At 69.3% G+C, this 17435-nt stretch carries 16 protein-coding genes; all 16 read left to right on the top strand.

The features are described from left to right. From E1267_RS19740 to E1267_RS19665, 16 genes are read left to right on the top strand one after another with little or no spacing between them, the layout of a single operon-like run. On the top strand, positions 1-1185 hold the full coding sequence (locus tag E1267_RS19740) for a radical SAM protein (RefSeq protein ID WP_132334057.1): 1185 nt from the start codon (positions 1-3) through the stop codon (positions 1183-1185). Next, positions 1186-3156, top strand: coding sequence for a DegT/DnrJ/EryC1/StrS family aminotransferase (locus tag E1267_RS19735; protein WP_132334056.1), 1971 nt, complete (start codon positions 1186-1188; stop codon positions 3154-3156). Continuing rightward, positions 3153-3998, top strand: coding sequence for a phytanoyl-CoA dioxygenase family protein (locus E1267_RS19730; RefSeq protein ID WP_132334055.1), 846 nt, complete (start codon positions 3153-3155; stop codon positions 3996-3998). The genes E1267_RS19735 and E1267_RS19730 overlap by 4 nt, the downstream gene beginning before the upstream one ends. Next, a complete protein-coding gene (locus E1267_RS19725; protein ID WP_132334054.1) occupies positions 3998-4789 on the top strand; it encodes a class I SAM-dependent methyltransferase in 792 nt (263 codons plus the stop codon). Before E1267_RS19730 ends, E1267_RS19725 begins: the two co-directional genes overlap by 1 nt. Next, on the top strand, positions 4782-5789 hold the full coding sequence (locus E1267_RS19720) for an aminoglycoside phosphotransferase/kinase family protein (RefSeq protein WP_132334053.1): 1008 nt from the start codon (positions 4782-4784) through the stop codon (positions 5787-5789). The genes E1267_RS19725 and E1267_RS19720 overlap by 8 nt, the downstream gene beginning before the upstream one ends. Beyond that, complete coding sequence (locus E1267_RS19715) at positions 5786-6847, top strand: thioesterase domain-containing protein (RefSeq protein ID WP_132334052.1); 1062 nt, start codon at positions 5786-5788, stop codon at positions 6845-6847. Before E1267_RS19720 ends, E1267_RS19715 begins: the two co-directional genes overlap by 4 nt. Further along, positions 6847-7572 (top strand): TylF/MycF/NovP-related O-methyltransferase, encoded by a 726-nt coding sequence (locus E1267_RS19710; protein ID WP_132334051.1) that lies wholly within the window; start codon positions 6847-6849, stop codon positions 7570-7572. The genes E1267_RS19715 and E1267_RS19710 overlap by 1 nt, the downstream gene beginning before the upstream one ends. Positions 7573-7582: 10 nt before the next feature. Further along, positions 7583-8908, top strand: coding sequence for a condensation domain-containing protein (locus E1267_RS19705; RefSeq protein WP_165959693.1), 1326 nt, complete (start codon positions 7583-7585; stop codon positions 8906-8908). An 8-nt stretch (positions 8909-8916) separates the two neighbouring features. After that, positions 8917-9909, top strand: a complete 993-nt coding sequence (locus tag E1267_RS19700; RefSeq protein WP_165959692.1) for an NAD-dependent epimerase/dehydratase family protein — start codon at positions 8917-8919, stop codon at positions 9907-9909. Beyond that, entirely contained in the window at positions 9896-10585 is a 690-nt protein-coding gene (locus E1267_RS19695) for a PIG-L deacetylase family protein (protein WP_165959691.1), read from the top strand. Before E1267_RS19700 ends, E1267_RS19695 begins: the two co-directional genes overlap by 14 nt. A gap of 48 nt (positions 10586-10633) precedes the next feature. After that, positions 10634-11179, top strand: coding sequence for a phosphopantetheine-binding protein (locus tag E1267_RS19690; protein ID WP_132334047.1), 546 nt, complete (start codon positions 10634-10636; stop codon positions 11177-11179). Beyond that, a complete protein-coding gene (locus E1267_RS19685) occupies positions 11176-12618 on the top strand; it encodes a class I adenylate-forming enzyme family protein (protein ID WP_165959690.1) in 1443 nt (480 codons plus the stop codon). Before E1267_RS19690 ends, E1267_RS19685 begins: the two co-directional genes overlap by 4 nt. Next, entirely contained in the window at positions 12602-14560 is a 1959-nt protein-coding gene (locus E1267_RS19680; protein WP_132334045.1) for an ABC transporter ATP-binding protein, read from the top strand. The genes E1267_RS19685 and E1267_RS19680 overlap by 17 nt, the downstream gene beginning before the upstream one ends. A 26-nt stretch (positions 14561-14586) precedes the next feature. Next, positions 14587-16347, top strand: coding sequence for an ATP-binding cassette domain-containing protein (locus E1267_RS19675; RefSeq protein WP_132334044.1), 1761 nt, complete (start codon positions 14587-14589; stop codon positions 16345-16347). A gap of 17 nt (positions 16348-16364) precedes the next feature. Next, a complete protein-coding gene (locus E1267_RS19670; protein ID WP_132334043.1) occupies positions 16365-17078 on the top strand; it encodes a tyrosine-protein phosphatase in 714 nt (237 codons plus the stop codon). Between the two features lie 9 nt (positions 17079-17087). Beyond that, positions 17088-17345 carry a phosphopantetheine-binding protein gene (locus E1267_RS19665; RefSeq protein WP_132334042.1) on the top strand — a complete coding sequence of 86 codons (258 nt, stop codon included), beginning with the start codon at positions 17088-17090 and terminating at the stop codon, positions 17343-17345. Positions 17346-17435: the final 90 nt, after the last annotated feature.

Genomic DNA, 17435 nt, shown 5'->3' with positions numbered 1-17435 from the left:
GTGGAGCCCGAACGTGATCCCCGCTTCGATGATCTCAAGCTCGCCAACCGTGACCGCAACATCGCGGAGTTCGAGGAACGTGCCACCGTTCTGAGCAGCCTGCCACGGGTGCTGTTCCTCGAGCTGACCGAGAACTGCAACCTATCGTGCGCGATGTGCCGCTCGGGCGGCCCGTTCGACCGTTCTCGCAATATGTCCATGGAGCTGTTCGACCAGGTCGCCGAGAAGCTGTTCCCCACGGCGGAGATCGTGGACCTGCGAGGTTGGGGCGAGAGCACGATTCTGAAGCGCTTCCCGGATTTCGTGGACCGGGCGGTCGGCTACGGCTGCCGGGTCCGGCTGGTGACCAACCTGTCGGTGACCAACGAGCGGATGTGGCGCCGGATGGTGCGACAGGGGGTGAGTATCACCGTCTCGCTGGACGCGGCGACCGCCGAGACGTTCGCCGCGCTGCGCGGCGGCGCTCGGCTGGACGCGGTTCTGCGTAATCTGGAGGCGATCGTCGACGAGTCGGCCCGGCTGGGGACCGGGACGGACACCATCGTGCTGAACGTCGTGGTGCAGAGCCCGGCTCTCGCTGAATTGACGGATATTGTGGCGCTGGGTGAACGGTTCGGGGTGCGGGTCAACCTGAACGTGGTGAGCCTCGAGCCGGACGACCCCGGCAATCTCCGCTTTCACCGTGCGACACTGTCCGACGCTCTGCACGACACGGCAGCGGCCGCGGCGGCCAGCGGCGTCGAGGTGCAGCTGAACACCGCGCTTGACCCGGACTGGGCGGACCCGTCGCGCGCCGACAAGACTTGTACGCACCCCTGGATGTACTTCTACGTCAACCACCGCGGGCAGACCGGCTTCTGCGACCACCTTATCGGCGCGCCCGGCACCCGCTATCTGATCGGTGACCTGCGCAGGACAGGCTTCGGCGAGATCTGGAACGGGTCCCGCTACCAGCGCCTGCGTGCCGAGCACGCCTCCGGCGCGGAGCGGATCTCGGACGACTTCGAGGAGTGCCGATGGTGCTACCACAACCGGTACACCGATTTCGACGAGCAGACCTATCCGCCCTACGCTCAGCACCGGGTATTGCTGAACCCCGCCCACTGCGCCGCCTTCCTGCCGGCCAGGTCCGATGGCGAGGTGCCCGGCCCGAGCAGGCGGCAGCTCCCTCTGGCAGGTGAGTAGATGACCGAGGGACCAGACTTGCGCTGGCCCTTGTGGCCGGAGATCGATGACCTCAGCGCGCAGTCGATCCAGGCGGCGCTGCTGAGCGGACGCCTCGCGGTCAGCGGGCCTCCGAGCCGCTGGCCGTCCAGGAACGTGATGGCGGCCGGAGCACTGGCCAGGCTCACGAACCGCCGTCACGTCACCTTGACGTCCAGCGGTTCCAGCGCGATCGTAATCGCCTTGCAGGCCGCCGACGTGGGGCCCGGCGACGTGGTGCTGCTTCCCGCCTCGACCTGGGTGGCGTGCGCCACCGCCGTGCTGCGGGTTGGCGCGGTGCCGGCGTTCTTCGACGGCACGGCCGATTCCCCCTGCCTGGTCGGGCACAGTCCGGTCGATGCGCCGCGCGCGGTGCTCGGCGTCCATCTCTACGCGCAGCACTGCGACGTCGCCGCGCTCCGCAGGCGCTTTCCCGGCGCCGTGCTGATCGAGGACGCCTCCCACGCCCAGCTCGCCGAGAGCGCGGACGGGAGGGTCGCCGGCTCGCTCGGCGACATCAGCATCATGAGCACCCAGGCGACCAAGATCCTAGCCACGGGAGAGGGCGGTGTGGTGCTCACCGACGACGACGAACTGGCCTCCCGGATCGAGTCGCTGGTGATGGATTCGCGGCGAAGAATGGCCGAGCCGGCGCCGTACTCGCTCAACGAGCTCGAACCTGCGAATCAGCAGCACGGAGCCAACCACGCGATGTCGGAACTCTCCGCGGCGCTGCTGCTTGACCAGCTCGCCCGGCTGCCGGGCCAGGCGCAGCGCCGCGCCAGAGGGCTTGGGCACCTGCTCGGCCGGCTGACCGATGCCGGCTGGGAGGTGCTCGCGGACGAGGGCGCTTGGCGTTCAGGCAACTTCTACGGCGTCGTGGTACGGCTGCCCGAGCATGAGCCGGAAGCGGATGCCTTCGTCTCGAAGGTACGCCGCACCTGCGGGGCCGTCCTTGACCGGGTGTATCCGCCGCTGCCGGAAGGGCCGCTGTACCGGCCGGCGACAGTGAAGCAGTACGGCGAGATCGGGGGGTTGACCGGACCGTTGGACAGGGCCAGGCACTGGCACGAGCGGCACGTCGTCATTCCGCATCACGTTTTCCTGGCGGGCCAGTCCTCGCTGGACGCGCTCGGCGCGGCCATGACCGCAGGCGTACGACGGCCCAAGGCCGCGCAGGGACGCCGCCCGCTCGTCGAGGTGGTCGTCGTGACCCGGGGAGATCGCCCGGAACTCCTGGCAGCCGCACTGGAAAGCGTCGCCGCGCAGCAGGACGTGGAGGCCGACATCTCATTGACCGTGTGGCTCGACGAGGGAACCGGCGCTGCGGAGACGGTCCGGCTGCCCGCTGTGCTCGACGGCGTCCGGCTCACGACGGTCGGCCACGCGGGCGCCGTCCCCGCCGAACCGTGGACGCGGGTGGCGACGCTGCGGCAGTTCGCCATCGACCGCCGGATTGGCGACTACCTCACTTTCCTCGACGACGACAACACCTGGGAACCTGACCATCTCGCGGGCCTGCTGGCCCTGGCCGGGCGCGGTTATCCGGCCGTGCACTCCTGGCGCCGTATGGTCGGCGCGGACGGGAACCCGGTTCTGGTCGACCGTTTTCCCTGGCTGCCGCCGGGGACCAAGGCCGTTCAGCGGCTCGCCGAACTGGCCTCCGCGGGGATCATGTGCGCGGAGAGCAGCGTGATCAGGGACGTCGTCCGACGTCCCGACGGCGGGGTGGGCATGGTCGACATGGGAGAGTGGCTCTTCGACTCGAGGGTCCTGCCGTTGCTGCGCATCGCTACGCCTCGCTCGGCCGCCGAGGTGGAGGAGCGTGTCGGCGAGGACGACGTCATCCTGCGGCAGATCGTCCGGCTCGGCGTTCCCACGGCGTCCACTGAACGGGAGACGCTTCGCTACCGCCTCGGCGGCATGTCAAACCCGGAGATGGCGACGAGATGAGCATCGAGCGACAGAACGGGCAGATCGGGCACAACGCCGATTTCTTCGCCACCCACGGTTTCTGCGTCTGGCGCGGGCTGTTGGCGGCGGCCGAGGTCGAGGGGCTGCGCCGGGAGGTGGACGACGCGCTGGCTGCGAACCACGCTCTACCCGACGCCCCGATCGCTCGCGCCACCGGCACGGAGGGCTACTACGTGCCGATGATGGGTGATCGCACGCCCCTGAGCCGGAAACTGCTCACCGAGCGTCTCCTGCCGGCTGCCGTCGGGCTCCTCGGTACGCCGGTGCTGCCGAAACCCGCCAAGGGAATCCTCTACCGCGACTCCTCACCCTGGCACCAGGACTCGGCGGACACCTCGTTGACCGCGGTCAAGATGGTGACCTACCTGGAGCCGCTGACCGTCGCCGACGGTGCCCTGCAGGTGCTGCCAGGCAGCCACCGGGGCTCGTACGGCCAAGCTCTGACCGAATACCGGCGCCGGTGGCCGGCGGCCGAGCCGCTGTTCGACGAGCGCGCGGAAGCCGCGATGTGGCCCGGTGTCCCGATCGCGACGAACCCCGGCGATGTGATCGCGTTCGACGTCCATCTTTGGCACGCCAGCATCGGCGGCCGGGATAGGCGGCAGTGGAGCGTCTCCTATGCGGCGGATCCGGTCGACGACGACGGCGAGGCGGCCGTACGCGACTATCTGCTGTCGTTCTTGGACGTCGGACATTCTTACGACCCTGTGGCGTATCCGTACTTCGACCCGGCCTGGGCGCAACCGCCCAGGCCGGCGTTCGCCGATCGCATGGCGGAGCTGCTGTCGTCCAGCCAGGCACCTGGGAGGCCAACCACCTGATGAGCACGTTGCTCGATTTCTACGACCCCTTTCTCTACGAATTGAACGTGGGCCACGCTCCCCGCGTCGGGGATGTGTATTGCAAGGAGCTGTCGTCGCTGCCGCCCGGCTCTCGGGTGCTCGACCTCGGATGCGGGACGGGCGACATCCTGGTCCCGCTGGCAGTGGAGGGCGCCGAGGTGATCGGCGTCGACAGTTCACCTCGCATGCTGGAGCATCTGGCGCGTCGGCTGGCCACGCTGCCGGACGAGGTAGCCGCACGGGTGCGCCTGGTGGAGAGGACGGTGCCCGCGCTGCCGGCGATGGATCGGGCCGACGGGGCCGTCCTGGCCAACGACTTCGTTTCCCACCTGCTCAGCGACACCGAACTGGACGAGCTGTTCCGCAACGTACGCCGGGTGCTGAAGCCGGGCGCCATTCTGCTGCTCGACGTCGAACGGTTCGACGTCGCCTTCCTCGGATCGCTCACCGGATCCGGTGGCGGGCTCACCCGTACGCACGGCTTCTTCGACTATCCGGACGGGCGACTGCTCAGAGTGGACGAACAGTCGGTGTACGACGAGGCGTCCGGGGTCATCACGAGTACGTTCGGATACCAGATCCTGGACGGACAAGGCATGGTCGAGTCCACCACGTACAGGACTCTGCGCATGTGTCCCCGGAGGATCCGGGAGATCACCGTGGCGCTCCAGCTCGCCGGATTCGACATCACCGAAGTACGGGCGGACGCGTTTCCTGCGGAGCTCGACCACATCCTGATCTCAGCGCGGGCTAGGGCCGAGCATGACTGAACGATCGCATGAGGAGCTGGCTTCCGTGCTTTGCGACCTGTTCGGGCTGGCAGCGGCCGGTGCGGACGTCACCCCGGTCGGCCGCGGCGCGATGGGACAAGTCTGGCGCCTGACAGTGAGCGGCGCGTCGTACGCCGTCAAGGAGCATCTCTGGGGCGTGGACGAGCGCGCCGTGGCCCGCGGCGCGGCGTTCCAGCGGGCGGCCGACGCCGTCGGCGTGCGCTCGCCGCGCAACGTTCCCACCCCGGGCGGTGGGCTGGTGGGTCACCTGCCGGAGGCTCTGGGCGGCAGCGGCGTCCGCCTCTATGAATGGCAGGAGGGGCCAGCCGCGCGCCCGGACGCGGCGGAAACGCCCCAACGCCTGGGCAAGCTGATGGCGCGCCTGCACGGACTGGCCCTGGAAGCGAAGGACCCGCCGGAGCCCTGGTACGAGACCGTCGACGAGGTGGACTGGGAACACCTGGCCGGCGCCTCAGCGGCGCGCCAACCGTGGCAGGAGCAGCTGGTGGAAGCGCTGCCCGGCCTGCGGAGTCTGGCGGCGCTGGTGACGCCCTCGAAACCGGACGACCGAATCTTGTGCCACCTGGACGTCCAGTGCTCCAACGTGGTGGACACCGATCGCGGCTGGGTCCTGCTGGACTGGGACGACACCGGCGCCGGATGCGCCGATCGGGAGATGGCCATGGCCCTGCTGCGCTGGTTCGCCTCCGACGGCGTCGACGGGGACGCGATCGGCAGGACGATGACCGCCTACCGCGAGGCGGGCGGAACCGCGGTTCTGGATCCTGAGCGCTCGTTCGCCATGCACGCCGCGAGCTGCCTCAACTTCGTCGCCGCACAGGCGCGGCTCGCGCTGGACGACGCCCACGCCGAACATCACGCCGACGCCGAGAAACGCCTCATCAACGTGCTGACGGCCCTGCCGGATCTCGCGACCTACCGCGAGGTGGAGCGCTTCGCGATGTCCTGTGACGGCGGAAAGGGGGGCGCGGCGACATGACCGGCTACTACCAGGGCCGCTTCCGCGACCAGTGGGAGGCGGTAGCGGCGGAGATCTTCGCCGACGAGCTGGGTCAGTCCACGGTGACGCCACGTACGGGCCTGCGCGGCGGCACCGGCTCCGCCGAGCGGATCGCCGCGAAACTCGGCGCCGCGACCGGCCTGCACCTGACAGCGGACCTGGTGCGCCGCCACGATACGGTACACGCGCTCGGCAGCTACCTGCGGACCCACGCCCGGCGCGACCTCTGCGTGCAGTTGCTGCCGGACGACAGGGGCCCGCGGCCCAAGCTCTTCTACGTCCACTCGGCTTCGGGCAACGCGTTCGCGATCTGGGCGCTGCGGAGCCTGCTGCCCGTCCCGCTGTCAGGTGTGCGGGCGGCGGGCCTGTACGGCGAACGCGACATCCCGCGCACCATCGCGGAGTTCGCCGACGTCTACCTCGACGAGGTCCGTGACGCGCAACCCGAGGGCCCGTATCTGCTGTGCGGATTCTCCGGCGGCGGGTTGATCGCGTTCGAGCTGGCCCGCAGGCTGCACGCACAAGGCGCGCACGTCGGGCTCCTGGCGTTGATAGACGCACCCCCTCCGGTGTTCGGATCCGCCGCGGTTCCGGACGAGAGCGCCTTGATGGAGGATCGCCTGCGCGAGCTGTTGCGCCGCGTCGAGGGCCGGGTGCGAGAGCACGCCGATGCCGGTGACCCCGAGGTGGTCGACGTCCTGCGAGCCGGGGACGCTCTCGCCAAGGACATGGGGAGCGACGCGCTGCGCCGACAGCTGACGGTGTACGCCCGGCTGATTCGCGCGTGCGCGGCGTACCGGCCTGCCCGCTATCCCGGGGTGGTGCACTACTTCGCGGCCGAGGCCACACCGGAGCACGTCGAACAGTGGAAACCGTACGCCGGCGCGCTGCACACGTACCGGCTCGACGCTGACCACTACGAGTACGAGATCTTCGCCCATCCGGATTTCCGCGAGGTGTTCGCCGGCCTCACCGGTGACGCGCTGCGACGGGCGGGGACCGGGCGGGACGCCGCTTCCGGAAACGGCGAGCGGTGATGAGGAGCGCCCTCTTACGCCAGCTCAGGAACGCTTACAGGGGCCTGCCCAAACCGGCCAGGCACTTCCTCAGGGAGATCACCACCGGCCGGCCCTTCGTCACGCTGTCCCCCCATCTGCCGATCGCCATCCACGGCGCCTTCCAGCGGATGAGCGAGCGCTCGGAGGACGCGTTCGCGGACGGCGCGTACTACGAGTTCGGTGTCTACCGCGGGTACAGCCTGTGGTTCGCCGAGCAGATCTCCCGCGAGTACGCCGGGGCGAACTTCACATGTCTCGGCTTCGACTCCTTCCGCGGCCTTCCCGCTTCCACGGTGGACGGCTCCGTCTACGACACCGGGGACTTCGCCGCGGGTTACGACGAGGTTGTCGCGAACCTGCACGCGCACGGCGCCGACTTCCAGCGGCTGCGGCTCTTCCAGGGGTTCTACGGCCAGGAGCTGTTTGAGGACCTCGCCCGTGACTACGACTTCCCGCCGGTCGCCATCTGCACGATCGACGTGGACATCTACGAATCCTGCCTCGAGGTGCTGCGCTTCTTGCACGACCGGTTGCGGGTCGGATCGATCATCATTTTCGACGACTACAACGATATGGGAGCCAGTGATGAGCATGGCGAGAGACGTGCGCTTCAGACGTATCGGCTCGCGCATCCGACCTTCTCGCTCCGTCATCTCCGGGATGTCGGTCCCGAGGCCGCGGTATTCGAAGTAACAGCGATCTGAGAGAGGCATTGTGGACACGTCGTACGAGATCCCGTTCGCCGGGCTCGCTTGCGAAACCGGCCCGCTGACCTGGGCTCAGCGTCACATCTGGACCATACAGAACGCTCATCCGCACAACCGTTCACAGTTCCACCTCTGCCACCTCTGGCGCGTTCCTTCCGGCACCGCCGAACGAGACCTGCTGTTCGCCCTGGGGCGACTAGTGGAGCGTCATCAGGCACTGCGCACACGCCTGCCGGGCTCACCCGGCGTTCTCACCCAGGAGGTGCACGGTGATGGCGTGTTCGTCGTCCCGGTACGGGAGGTGGCGACCGCGGAGCAGAGCCAGGACGACCTCTACGAGCTGGCGGAGGAGCTGATAGGCGATGACTTCGTGTGGGACGAGGAGTTTCTGGCGAGATTCGCGATCCTGACCGTCCGCGGGACACCCGTTTGGGTTCTGCTGGTCACGTCGCACCTGATCACGGACGGGCTCGCCTGCGCGATTCTGAAGCGCGAGTTCCTGGCGCTGCTGGACGGGTCGTCCACGCTGCCCGCCCCCACGAGTCAGCCCATCCAGTGGGCGGCCGACGAGCGAAGCCGGCGCGGCGCGGAGACCAGCAGCCGCAGCGCCGCGTACATGCGAGAGGTGCTGCGGAAACACCCGCGCCGGCTGTTCGGCGAGGCCATGCCGCCCGCCGGCGCGAACCGCCCTGCCACGAACGGCGGCTTTCCCGTCGTCCTGGGGCACGGCCCTATGCTGGGCGAACACGTGCGGCGGCTGGCGGCACGCTGGAGAACCTCGGAGACTTCGGTCGCCGTGACGGCGCTGGTGAAAGCGTGCGTCGAGCACACAGGAGCCGACTCGTTCCCGCTGGGAGTGACCTGCTCCAACCGGCAACTGCCCAAGTCCGCCGGATATGTGGGCATGCTTGCCCAGAACAGCCTGATCGGGGTCGATGTCTCTAGCGGCACGCCGGCTCGCATGGCCGACCAGATGCGTAGGTCCCTCCTGGCCGCCTCCGCGCATTCCGTCTTCGACCAGGATGAGTTGGGCGAGGTCCTGGCGGAGGCCGGCGTCGACGACGACTATGTGGGATTCGGCGCCGTAGGGCATTTCGTGAACTACATGCGCCTGGATCCCAGCCCCACGGCGGAGCAACGGGTGCAGTTCCCGTCGATCCGGATCGAGGAGGGCAACCCCGCTGACTACCGGATCCCCAGCTTCGGCGTGGTGTTCACCTCGGTTGCGGACGACCTGGGGGTGCGCATGTTCGCTGACCCCGCCGTCGTACCCCCGGATCTGGCCCGATCCGTCATCCGGTCATGTCTCGAAGCGCTGCAGTCATTCGACTAGGAGGTCACGTGGATGAGGTTGTCATCACCGGCGGGCTTGGCTTCATCGGTTCCCATGTCGCCGACGCCTACCTGTCGGCGGGATACCGGGTTCGGGTGATCGATTCGGCCATCGGGGCGGTGATCGACGGTTCCGACTACGCGTCGAACGCGCGCTACAAGCTGGTACGGGAACCCGTCGAGGACTATCTGGCCGGCGGCGGCACGTTCAACGGCGTGGACCGGGTGATCCATGCCGCCTCGCACGTCGGCCCCGCCGGGATTCTGCCCCGGGCGGGCACGCTCGGATACGACATCGTCGCTAGTTCCAGCGCCGTCGTGGAGGAGTGCCTGGCGGCCGACGTCCCGCTGTGCGTCTTCAGCTCGGCGGAGGTCTACGGCCGCAGCGGGATCTTGGACGAGCGTGACCCCCTCCGGGTACCGACGGCCTACAACGCCAGGATCGAGTACGGGGTCGCCAAGGCCGTGGTCGAGGCGATGACGGTCAACAGCATGGCCCGAGGGCTGCGGGCGGTGGTGATTCGCCCCTTCAACGTCGCGGGGCAGCGGCAGTCGCGCGCGGGGGGCTTCGTGATGCCCACCTTCGTGCAGCAGGCGCTCGCCGGCCGACCCCTGACCGTCTTCGGCGACGGGAAGCAGATACGGGCGTTCACGGCCGCCGACGACCTCACCCACTTCGTCCTCGACTACATGGACGCCGCGATTGACGTCGGCGAGCCGATCGTCAACATCGGCAACCCGGCCAACCGCACGACGATCGGCGGGCTCGCGGAACGGGTGCGCGACCTGCTCGGCAGTGACTCGCCCATCCTGCACACCGACGGACGGAGCCTGCACGGCGACGCCTACGCCGAGGCGGAGTCGTTCGAGAAGATGCCGGCGCTGCACGCGGCGACCACCCTGGGGTGGAAGCCGTCGGTCGGCCTGGACGATCTCATCAGAGCCACGGCGGACTACTACGAGAGCCGCGAGGATGTCAGGGGCCGTCATGCGCCGCTTTGACCGTGTACTGCTGGTCTCCCCGCACGCCGACGACGAGGTGCTCGGCTGCGGCGGGCTCCTCGCCAGGCTGGCCGACGACGGCTGCGAGGTACACGTGCTCTACCTGGCCGTGGACGGCATGAACCACTACGGCCTGACGCAGCCGACGACGTTCGTCCAGCGGACGGCCGAGATCGAGGAGGTGAGCCGGCTGCTCGGGTTCGGCTACGAGATCGCGTACGGGGACCGGCAGCTTACCGAGCGCCTGGACACCGTCGGCCTGCGCGAGCTGGTGGACCTGCTGCAGGAGCGAATGGACCGGTTACGTCCCGACCTCCTGCTGCTGCCCAGCGGCGACGACTACGACCAGGACCACGCGGCCACCTTCCGGGCCGGGTTCGCCGCGGCCCGGCCGATCGGCAGCCAGTTCGGCAAGTGGCTGGTCCCGCACGTGATGGCGTACGAGATGACCAAGCTGCAGTGGGCCGCCGACCCGATGGGCAGAAGCACGGCCTTCGTGGATATCTCCGCCCACCTCGATCGCAAGCTTGAGGCGCTCGCGGCCTACGCGACGCAGGCCAGGCCCAGCCCGCACATCCGCAGCGGAGAGGTGGTCTCCGCGCTCGCGCGCATGCGCGGGGCGGAAATCGGCGTGCACGGTGCCGAGGCCTTCGAGGTGCACAGGACGGTCCTGTAGACCGGCCGGTACCCCGCAACATGTCAGCCAACACGTGGGAGGTTAGCGATGTCCATCTCCGGCGCCGTGGACGCCATCGAGGTACTCAGGCGACACCCGGACGTCGTCGACGCGATTCTGGTGGATGTGGAGATCCACGGCAGGACCGCCTCGATCGCCGCCGTCCACGTCAGCGACTACTGCAGCCCGCAACTGCTGCGCGAGCATGTCCACGAGTCGCTCGACGGGACGGGCGAGGCGATCGACGGGGTCTGGGTGGCCGAGGTGGCTGACCGCCGGGCGCCTGGGGACTGGGAGGCCGACCTGAGGGCGATCCACGAGCACGCGGAAGAGGTGATCTTTGTCGCGCCCCTGGGTCCTCTTGAGGTACAGCTCGCCGCGCTCTGCGCGGAGGTCTTGGGGCTGTCACGCGTCGGCGCCACGGACGACTTCATGGACCTCGGCGGCGATTCGCTGAGCGCCGCCAGGCTGCTGGCCGCCCTCCAGGATCGGTGGGCCGTCACGATCGACGTCTTCGAGCTGCTGGAGGCCTCGACCCTACGCGGGCTCGCGCAGCTCGTGCGCGAGCGGGAAGCCGGGACGGAGCGCGGGTGATCACCCTTCACCGGCGGCTGAGGCAGCTCGGACAGACGCAGGGCGACTCGCCGGCGGTCATCACGGCCGCCCAGGACGGTAGTCGCGAGGAACTGAGCTGGGCCGACCTGTCCGACCGTGTCCTCGCCTTCGCCGGCCGCATGCGCGCGGCGGCCGATCCCGGTACGGTCGTCGCCGTCCCGGCGTACCGCAACCTCGACGGCGTCTGCCAGGTGCTGGCCGCGTTGTGCGCCGGCCTCATCGCCCTCCCCTACGAACCGTCGATACCGTCCGCGGAGCTGGAACGGCAGTTCTCCGCGGTCCGCGACCGCCTAGCCGAGCCGGTGCCCGCGCCCCACCTCCTGCGGCGGGCATCGGGGCTCGCCGCCGACCTGGCGCCCGCCGCGGGCGAGGGAGGGTACGTCCTGCTGACCGGAGGCTCGACCGGCGTGCCGAAACCGGTGCTGAGGGCTGGCATGCCGTTCTTCCACCCGGACAAAGGGCCGTCGTTGCTGCTGCAGACGGCCGGATGGCGGCTCGGGCAGACCCATCTGGTCGTGGGCTCGCTCGCCCACGCGGCGCCGTTCAACCACCTGCTCGAAGGCACACTGAGCGGCAACACGCTGGTGCTGCCCGAGTTCTTCCTCCCCGGCCCGATTCTGGAGCTCATCGAACGGCACCACATCGACTGGATCCAGCTCACTCCCACGCACATGCGGATGCTGGAACCGGCCCTGAACGGACGGCCGGACGCCCTGCGGCGGGTGAGCGGCGTGCTGCACACGGCGGCGCCGTGCCCCGCCGACACCAAACGGGCCTGGATTGAGGCGGTGGGTCCACGGCGGCTCTTCGAGATGTACGCCGCCACCGAGGACATCGGGCAGACACTCTGCCGGGGCGACGAATGGCTGGCCCATCCCGGCACCGTCGGGCGCGGTTTCCTGACCCGGATCAGAATTTACGACGACGAAGGGCGTCTCCTTCCGCCCGGTCAGGTCGGCACCGTACACATGCGCGGCCTTCCTGGGAACCAGTCAGGGCGCGGCACGATCAGGCCGGGCAGGCCGGGCCGCGGAGGATTCCTTACCGTGGGCGACCACGGCTCTCTCGACGAGGACGGGTACCTTTACCTGTCCGGCCGCAGCGATGACCTGACCATCGTCGGCGGCGAGAACGTCTACACGGAACATGTCGCCGCGGTGATCATGTCTCATCCGGGGGTCGCCGACGCCGCCGTGGTGGCGATACCCGACGACGTACTCGGCGCACGCCTGATCGCCCTCGTCGTCCGCGCGGACCATGAGCCGCCGACCGGGAGAGAGGTCCTCGATCACTGCCGCGACCGGCTCGCCAGCCATCAGCTGCCGGGGGAGGTGCGGATGGTCGAGGACCTCGGCCGCCTGCCCAATGGGAAGCTGCCTCGCGAAAAGCTGAGGAGGATCGGTGCGCAACCCATTTGAGAGGCTACCCTCACCGGGGCTGGACCCGCGGTTCGCCGTCGGGGCGACGAGCTGGCCGGACCTGCGGCGGCTACTGGCCGAGCGGCGACGGCTGGCGCGGCTGCTGCCGTTCGGCGGGACCGGGAACGTCACCGCCTACTGCGTCCTTCTGCTGCTCGCGGCCCTGGCCCCGTCGGCCATGGCCCTGCTGACCGGACAGCTGGTCACGGCGACGGCCGCCCCGAGCTCGCCTGGCCAATGGGCGCCGGGCACGTTGTCGCTGCTGGTGGCGATCGCCGTCGTCTATGTCGTGCAGCAGAGCGCCGAGGCCGGGCAGCAGGTCCTCCGGGTCGCCATAGCGCGGCGCATCGACGGCACCGTACGGGCCCGCGTCCGCGAGCTGACCCTGCAACCGAGCGGGCTCTCGCATCTCGAACAACCGGACCTGCAGGACGACCTGAACCGGCTGTGGGACACCGGAGGGATGATCAACCGCACCAGAAGTCCGGGCACCGCCACCGCAGGAATCGTCGTGGCGGGATTTCAGATCCTCGGGGCGCTGGTGGCGACGGCCGTCGTCTTCACCTTCTCGCCCTTGCTGGCGATCGGCCTGCTGGTGGCGACTCTGCTCATCCGTGCGATCAACCGCCGCCAGTGGCACTATCTCACCGATGTCGCCGATGGACGGGCGCGATACCGCCGCCAGGTGAACGAGTGGTCGGAGCTCGCCGCGGGTCCTGCCGCCGCGAAGGAGGTTCGGCTGTTCGGGCTGGGCGCGTGGGCGACCGCGCGCCGCAGGCGATCGGCGCTTGAGTGGGCCGGACCGATCTGGGCGGTGCGGCGCGACATCCTACGCAAACAGGGGACGACGATGGTCCTGTCCGTTGGCGCGGGTTTCGCCGGCCTGGCCGTACCGGGTCTGGCGGCCGCGTCCGGCGGGATCGGTATCGATGACCTGGTCGTCTACTTGGTGGCGGTGTGGGGGATCTTCTCCGCCCGCGACGTCGGGACGGACGGATTCGACATCGAGTACGGGCTGGGCGCCATCCGTGCCCTCGACCGCCTGATCGAAAGGTACGAGCGCCTCGGGGCGGAGTGGGGCGCCCGGCCGAGGCCCACGGCGGTGCTCCCCGGCGGCTGCGGGGACCCGCCTGCCGCCCCGCATATCCACTTCGAGGACGTCCGCTTCACCTATCCGGGAAGCCCACGGCCGACGCTGAACGGTGTGGACCTGACCATCGAGCCGGGCGAGGTCCTGGCAATCGTCGGGTACAACGGTGCCGGCAAGACCACCCTCATCAAGCTGCTCAGCGGCCTCTACCGTCCGTCACGCGGCCGGATCGTCGTGGACGACACAAACCTGGCCGACCTTGACGAAGGCGAGCTGTCCGCCTGGCGGCGGCGCATGACCGTCCTGTTCCAGGACTTCGTCCGCTACCCAGGCAGCATCGCGGACAACATCACCCTGTCCGCGCCCGAGTCGCTCGACCTCGAGTGCGAGGCCGCTGGGCGAGCCGTCGCCGACGCCGCGGGCAGAGCCGGCATGGACGACCTGCTCGCCTCGGCCCCCGAAGGGCTGGAGACCCGGCTGCGAGAGGGAGGAGCCGGCTCGCTCGGTCTGTCAGGCGGGCAATGGCAACGGCTCGCGACCGCCAGAGCGCTGTTCGCCGTGGGGCGTGGCCGGCGGCTGTTGGTGCTGGACGAGCCGACCGCGCACCTGGACGTGCGGGCCGAAGAGGTGTTTTTCGACCAGGTCGTCCGCGAGGTACGCGGCGCGTCGGTGGTGTTGATCTCGCACCGGCTCTCCACGGTCCGCCACGCGGGCCGGATCGCGTTGCTGCGGTCGGGGAGGATCGCCGAAATCGGCACCCACGAGGAACTACTGGACCGGGACGGCGACTACGCCAGGCTTTTCCGCCTGCAGGCTGGCCGGTTTCAGACCGCCCGCGGCGGTAGCTCATGAGGGGCAGGCTCACAATCCTGGCGAAGATGCTCGCCCTGTCGGTTCGCGCCGATCCCAAGGTGGCGTCGCTGGTCGGCGTCCTGGTGGTCTTCGGCGCAGGAGCGCTGGCGCTGACGGCGCTGGCGCAGCGCTGGGTGGTCGACGCGGCCGCGGGCGAGGGCCGCCTCGCCGTCGGGGTCGTGCTCGCCGCGGTCGTGGGCGCCGCCGGACTCGCGGCGATCACTATCTCGACCCATGTCCAGAACAACCTGCGCAACGATCTCAGCGACCGGGTGGAGGTCCTGCTCAACCAGGAGATCCTGACCAGCGCCTCCCGCATACCCACCATCGAGCACCTGGAGCGCCCCAAGTATCTCGATCGGCTGGCGATGTTGCGGGCCGGCGGGGCCAGCGGCACCCGGGCGCTGTCGGTTTCCTGCTGGGTCGCCGTAGAGACGGCGGCGACCCTGTTCGGCCTCGGGCTCACGGTGTTCCTTTTGGCCGACGTACATCCCGCGTTGTCGCTGCTGACCCTGCTGGGAGCCGCGCCACTCGTGCTGGGCGACCGGGGCGACCGGCTGGTCCAGCGAGCCCTGGACGAGACTGCGGAGGCGGCACGGCAAGAGCAGGCGCTGCACGACCTGTGCGCGCTGCCGGGCCCCGGCAAGGAGGTGCGGATCACAGGGAACGGCTGGGAGCTGAGCCGACGTGCCCGGAACCTCTGGGCGTCGGCGACACGACGGGAAGTCGCCGCCCAGGTGCGTGGAGCGGCGTGGCGGTGGGCGGGATGGATCTGTTTCATCGCCGGTCTCGTCGCAGCGCTCGGGATCACGGTGACGATGATCCGTACGGGCAGGGCCACTGCGGGCGACCTCGTCCTGATCATCGTCCTGGCCGGCCGCCTCGGCGAACAGATCGACGCGACGCTCGACGGCGTGAGCCGGCTCTCCGAAGCCGGCCGGGTGGGGCGGCACTATCTATGGCTCCAGGACTACGCGGCGGCACAGACGCGCGACGGGTGCTCGGCCCCGTACCGGCTGCGGGACGGCATCGTGTTCGACGACGTCTCTTTCACCTACGCGGGGACGCGGTCGCCTGCGTTGCGCGAGATCAACCTGCGCCTGCCCGCAGGGTCGGTGGTCGGCTTGGTCGGGGTCAACGGCGCGGGCAAGAGTACCCTGGTCAAGCTGCTCACAGCGATGTACCGGCCCACGTCCGGGTCGATCTTCGTCGACGGCGTCGAGCTCGCCGACATCGACGCCGCTGCGTGGCGGGAGCGGCTCAGCGGAGCCTTCCAGGACTTCGTCACGCCACAGCTTCCCGTGAGCGAGGCGATCGGCATCGGCGACCTGTCCCGGCTGGCGGACCGGCCGGCGGTGCTTGCAGCCGCCGAGAGGGGAGGCGCGGCCGAGCTGATCGACCGGCTTCCTCATGGACTGGACACGCAGCTCGGCCGGGCGTTCGACGGAGAGGAACTGTCGCACGGCCAATGGCAGAAACTCGCCCTCGCCCGTGCGCTGATGCGCCCTTCGCCGCTGGTGCTGGTCCTGGACGAACCCACCGCCGCGCTCGATCCCCAGGCCGAGCACTTTGTGTTCGAACAGTTCGCCGAACAGTGTGCACAGGTGTCCGCCAACGGCGGCATCGTCATTCTCGTCTCGCACCGCTTCTCGACCCTGCATCTGGCCGACCACATCGTGGTGCTCTCTGACGGCCGGGTCACCGAGCAAGGCAGCCATGCCGAGCTGCTCGCCAGCGGCGGGGAGTACGCCACGCTCTACCTCACCCAGGCCAAGGGCTACCAGTGACCACGGGAAGTGCACGGATGCGACGGGAGATCGGCTTCACCGAGGTCTTCAACTTCCGTGACGTTGGAGGCTACCCAACCATGGGCGGCCGATCGGTGCGATGGCGCAGGTTGTTCCGCTCTGACGCGCCGTCCCATCTGAGCGGCGACGATCGTACACGGTTCGGCTCGCTGGGCATTCGCACCGTGGTGGACCTGCGCCGGACGTACGAGATCGAGCGGCAGGGTCGCATGCCGGACCTCGATGGCATCGCCTACCGGCACATCGATCTCGGTCATCGAGAGTGGCAGCACGCTCCGTACCGTCCCGGCGCTGACCCGGCCCGCTATTTCGCCGATCGTTACCTCGACATGGCGGATGAGGGGGCTCATGGTCTGGCCGAGACGATCAGGGTGATTGCCGCGGAGAGCTCAGGGGCCGTCCTCGTCCATTGCGTGACGGGCAAGGACCGTACCGGAGTGGTGTGCGCGCTCGTGCTCGCGCTGCTCGGCGTACCCGATGACGACATCGATGCCGACTACGCCCTGAGCGCGCGGGCCAACGTCAGGTATGCGGCCTGGGCCCGGAGGAACCGGCAGGCCGTCCTGCCGGGATTCTCTTCGCCGCGCGGCTCCATCAGGCTGTTCTTGTCGGGACTGCGCGCCGTTCACGGCACCGTCGACGCCTACCTGATCGGCGCCGGGCTGGACGTCGGTGACGTGGCAGCCCTCAGAGCACACCTGCTCGAATGAAGGAGAAACATGAAGTCTGAGTGGGAACGGTCACTGTCGCGAATCTGGGCGGAGGAGCTAGGCCTGAACGCCGCCGACCCCCACAGCGATTTCTTCGCTGCGGGCGGGACGTCGCTGCAGGCGGTCCGCCTGGCGGGCCGAGTGCGCCGCGAGCTGCGCCGCGACATGGAGATCGACACACTGGTCGAGCATCCGACGCTCGGGGCGCTGACAGCTTTCCTGGCGAGAGGAGACTCCGGGCCTGCCACGCCGAGCCGGCCAGCATAGGCCGGGCCCCGGGCGTTGCGCCGGAGCATCGTGTTCATGTGCCTGCGCGAAACCCCAACGCGGGCCGTGCGTGATGGGCGGGCCCGGGTG

It is taken from the genome of Nonomuraea longispora (assembly GCF_004348345.1).
In the GTDB taxonomy this organism is placed as follows: domain Bacteria; phylum Actinomycetota; class Actinomycetes; order Streptosporangiales; family Streptosporangiaceae; genus Nonomuraea; species Nonomuraea longispora.
Note: the sequence above shows the minus strand (reverse complement) of the source record. Positions and strands in the feature narration are given on the sequence as shown.

Coding starts and splice junctions, on each gene's coding strand:
- E1267_RS19735 (WP_132334056.1), top strand. CDS start 1,186: ATGACCGAGGGACCAGACTTGCGCTGGCCCTTGTGGCCGGAGATCGAT.
- E1267_RS19730 (WP_132334055.1), top strand. CDS start 3,153: ATGAGCATCGAGCGACAGAACGGGCAGATCGGGCACAACGCCGATTTC.
- E1267_RS19725 (WP_132334054.1), top strand. CDS start 3,998: ATGAGCACGTTGCTCGATTTCTACGACCCCTTTCTCTACGAATTGAAC.
- E1267_RS19720 (WP_132334053.1), top strand. CDS start 4,782: ATGACTGAACGATCGCATGAGGAGCTGGCTTCCGTGCTTTGCGACCTG.
- E1267_RS19715 (WP_132334052.1), top strand. CDS start 5,786: ATGACCGGCTACTACCAGGGCCGCTTCCGCGACCAGTGGGAGGCGGTA.
- E1267_RS19710 (WP_132334051.1), top strand. CDS start 6,847: ATGAGGAGCGCCCTCTTACGCCAGCTCAGGAACGCTTACAGGGGCCTG.
- E1267_RS19695 (WP_165959691.1), top strand. CDS start 9,896: ATGCGCCGCTTTGACCGTGTACTGCTGGTCTCCCCGCACGCCGACGAC.
- E1267_RS19690 (WP_132334047.1), top strand. CDS start 10,634: ATGTCCATCTCCGGCGCCGTGGACGCCATCGAGGTACTCAGGCGACAC.
- E1267_RS19675 (WP_132334044.1), top strand. CDS start 14,587: ATGCTCGCCCTGTCGGTTCGCGCCGATCCCAAGGTGGCGTCGCTGGTC.
- E1267_RS19670 (WP_132334043.1), top strand. CDS start 16,365: ATGCGACGGGAGATCGGCTTCACCGAGGTCTTCAACTTCCGTGACGTT.
- E1267_RS19665 (WP_132334042.1), top strand. CDS start 17,088: ATGAAGTCTGAGTGGGAACGGTCACTGTCGCGAATCTGGGCGGAGGAG.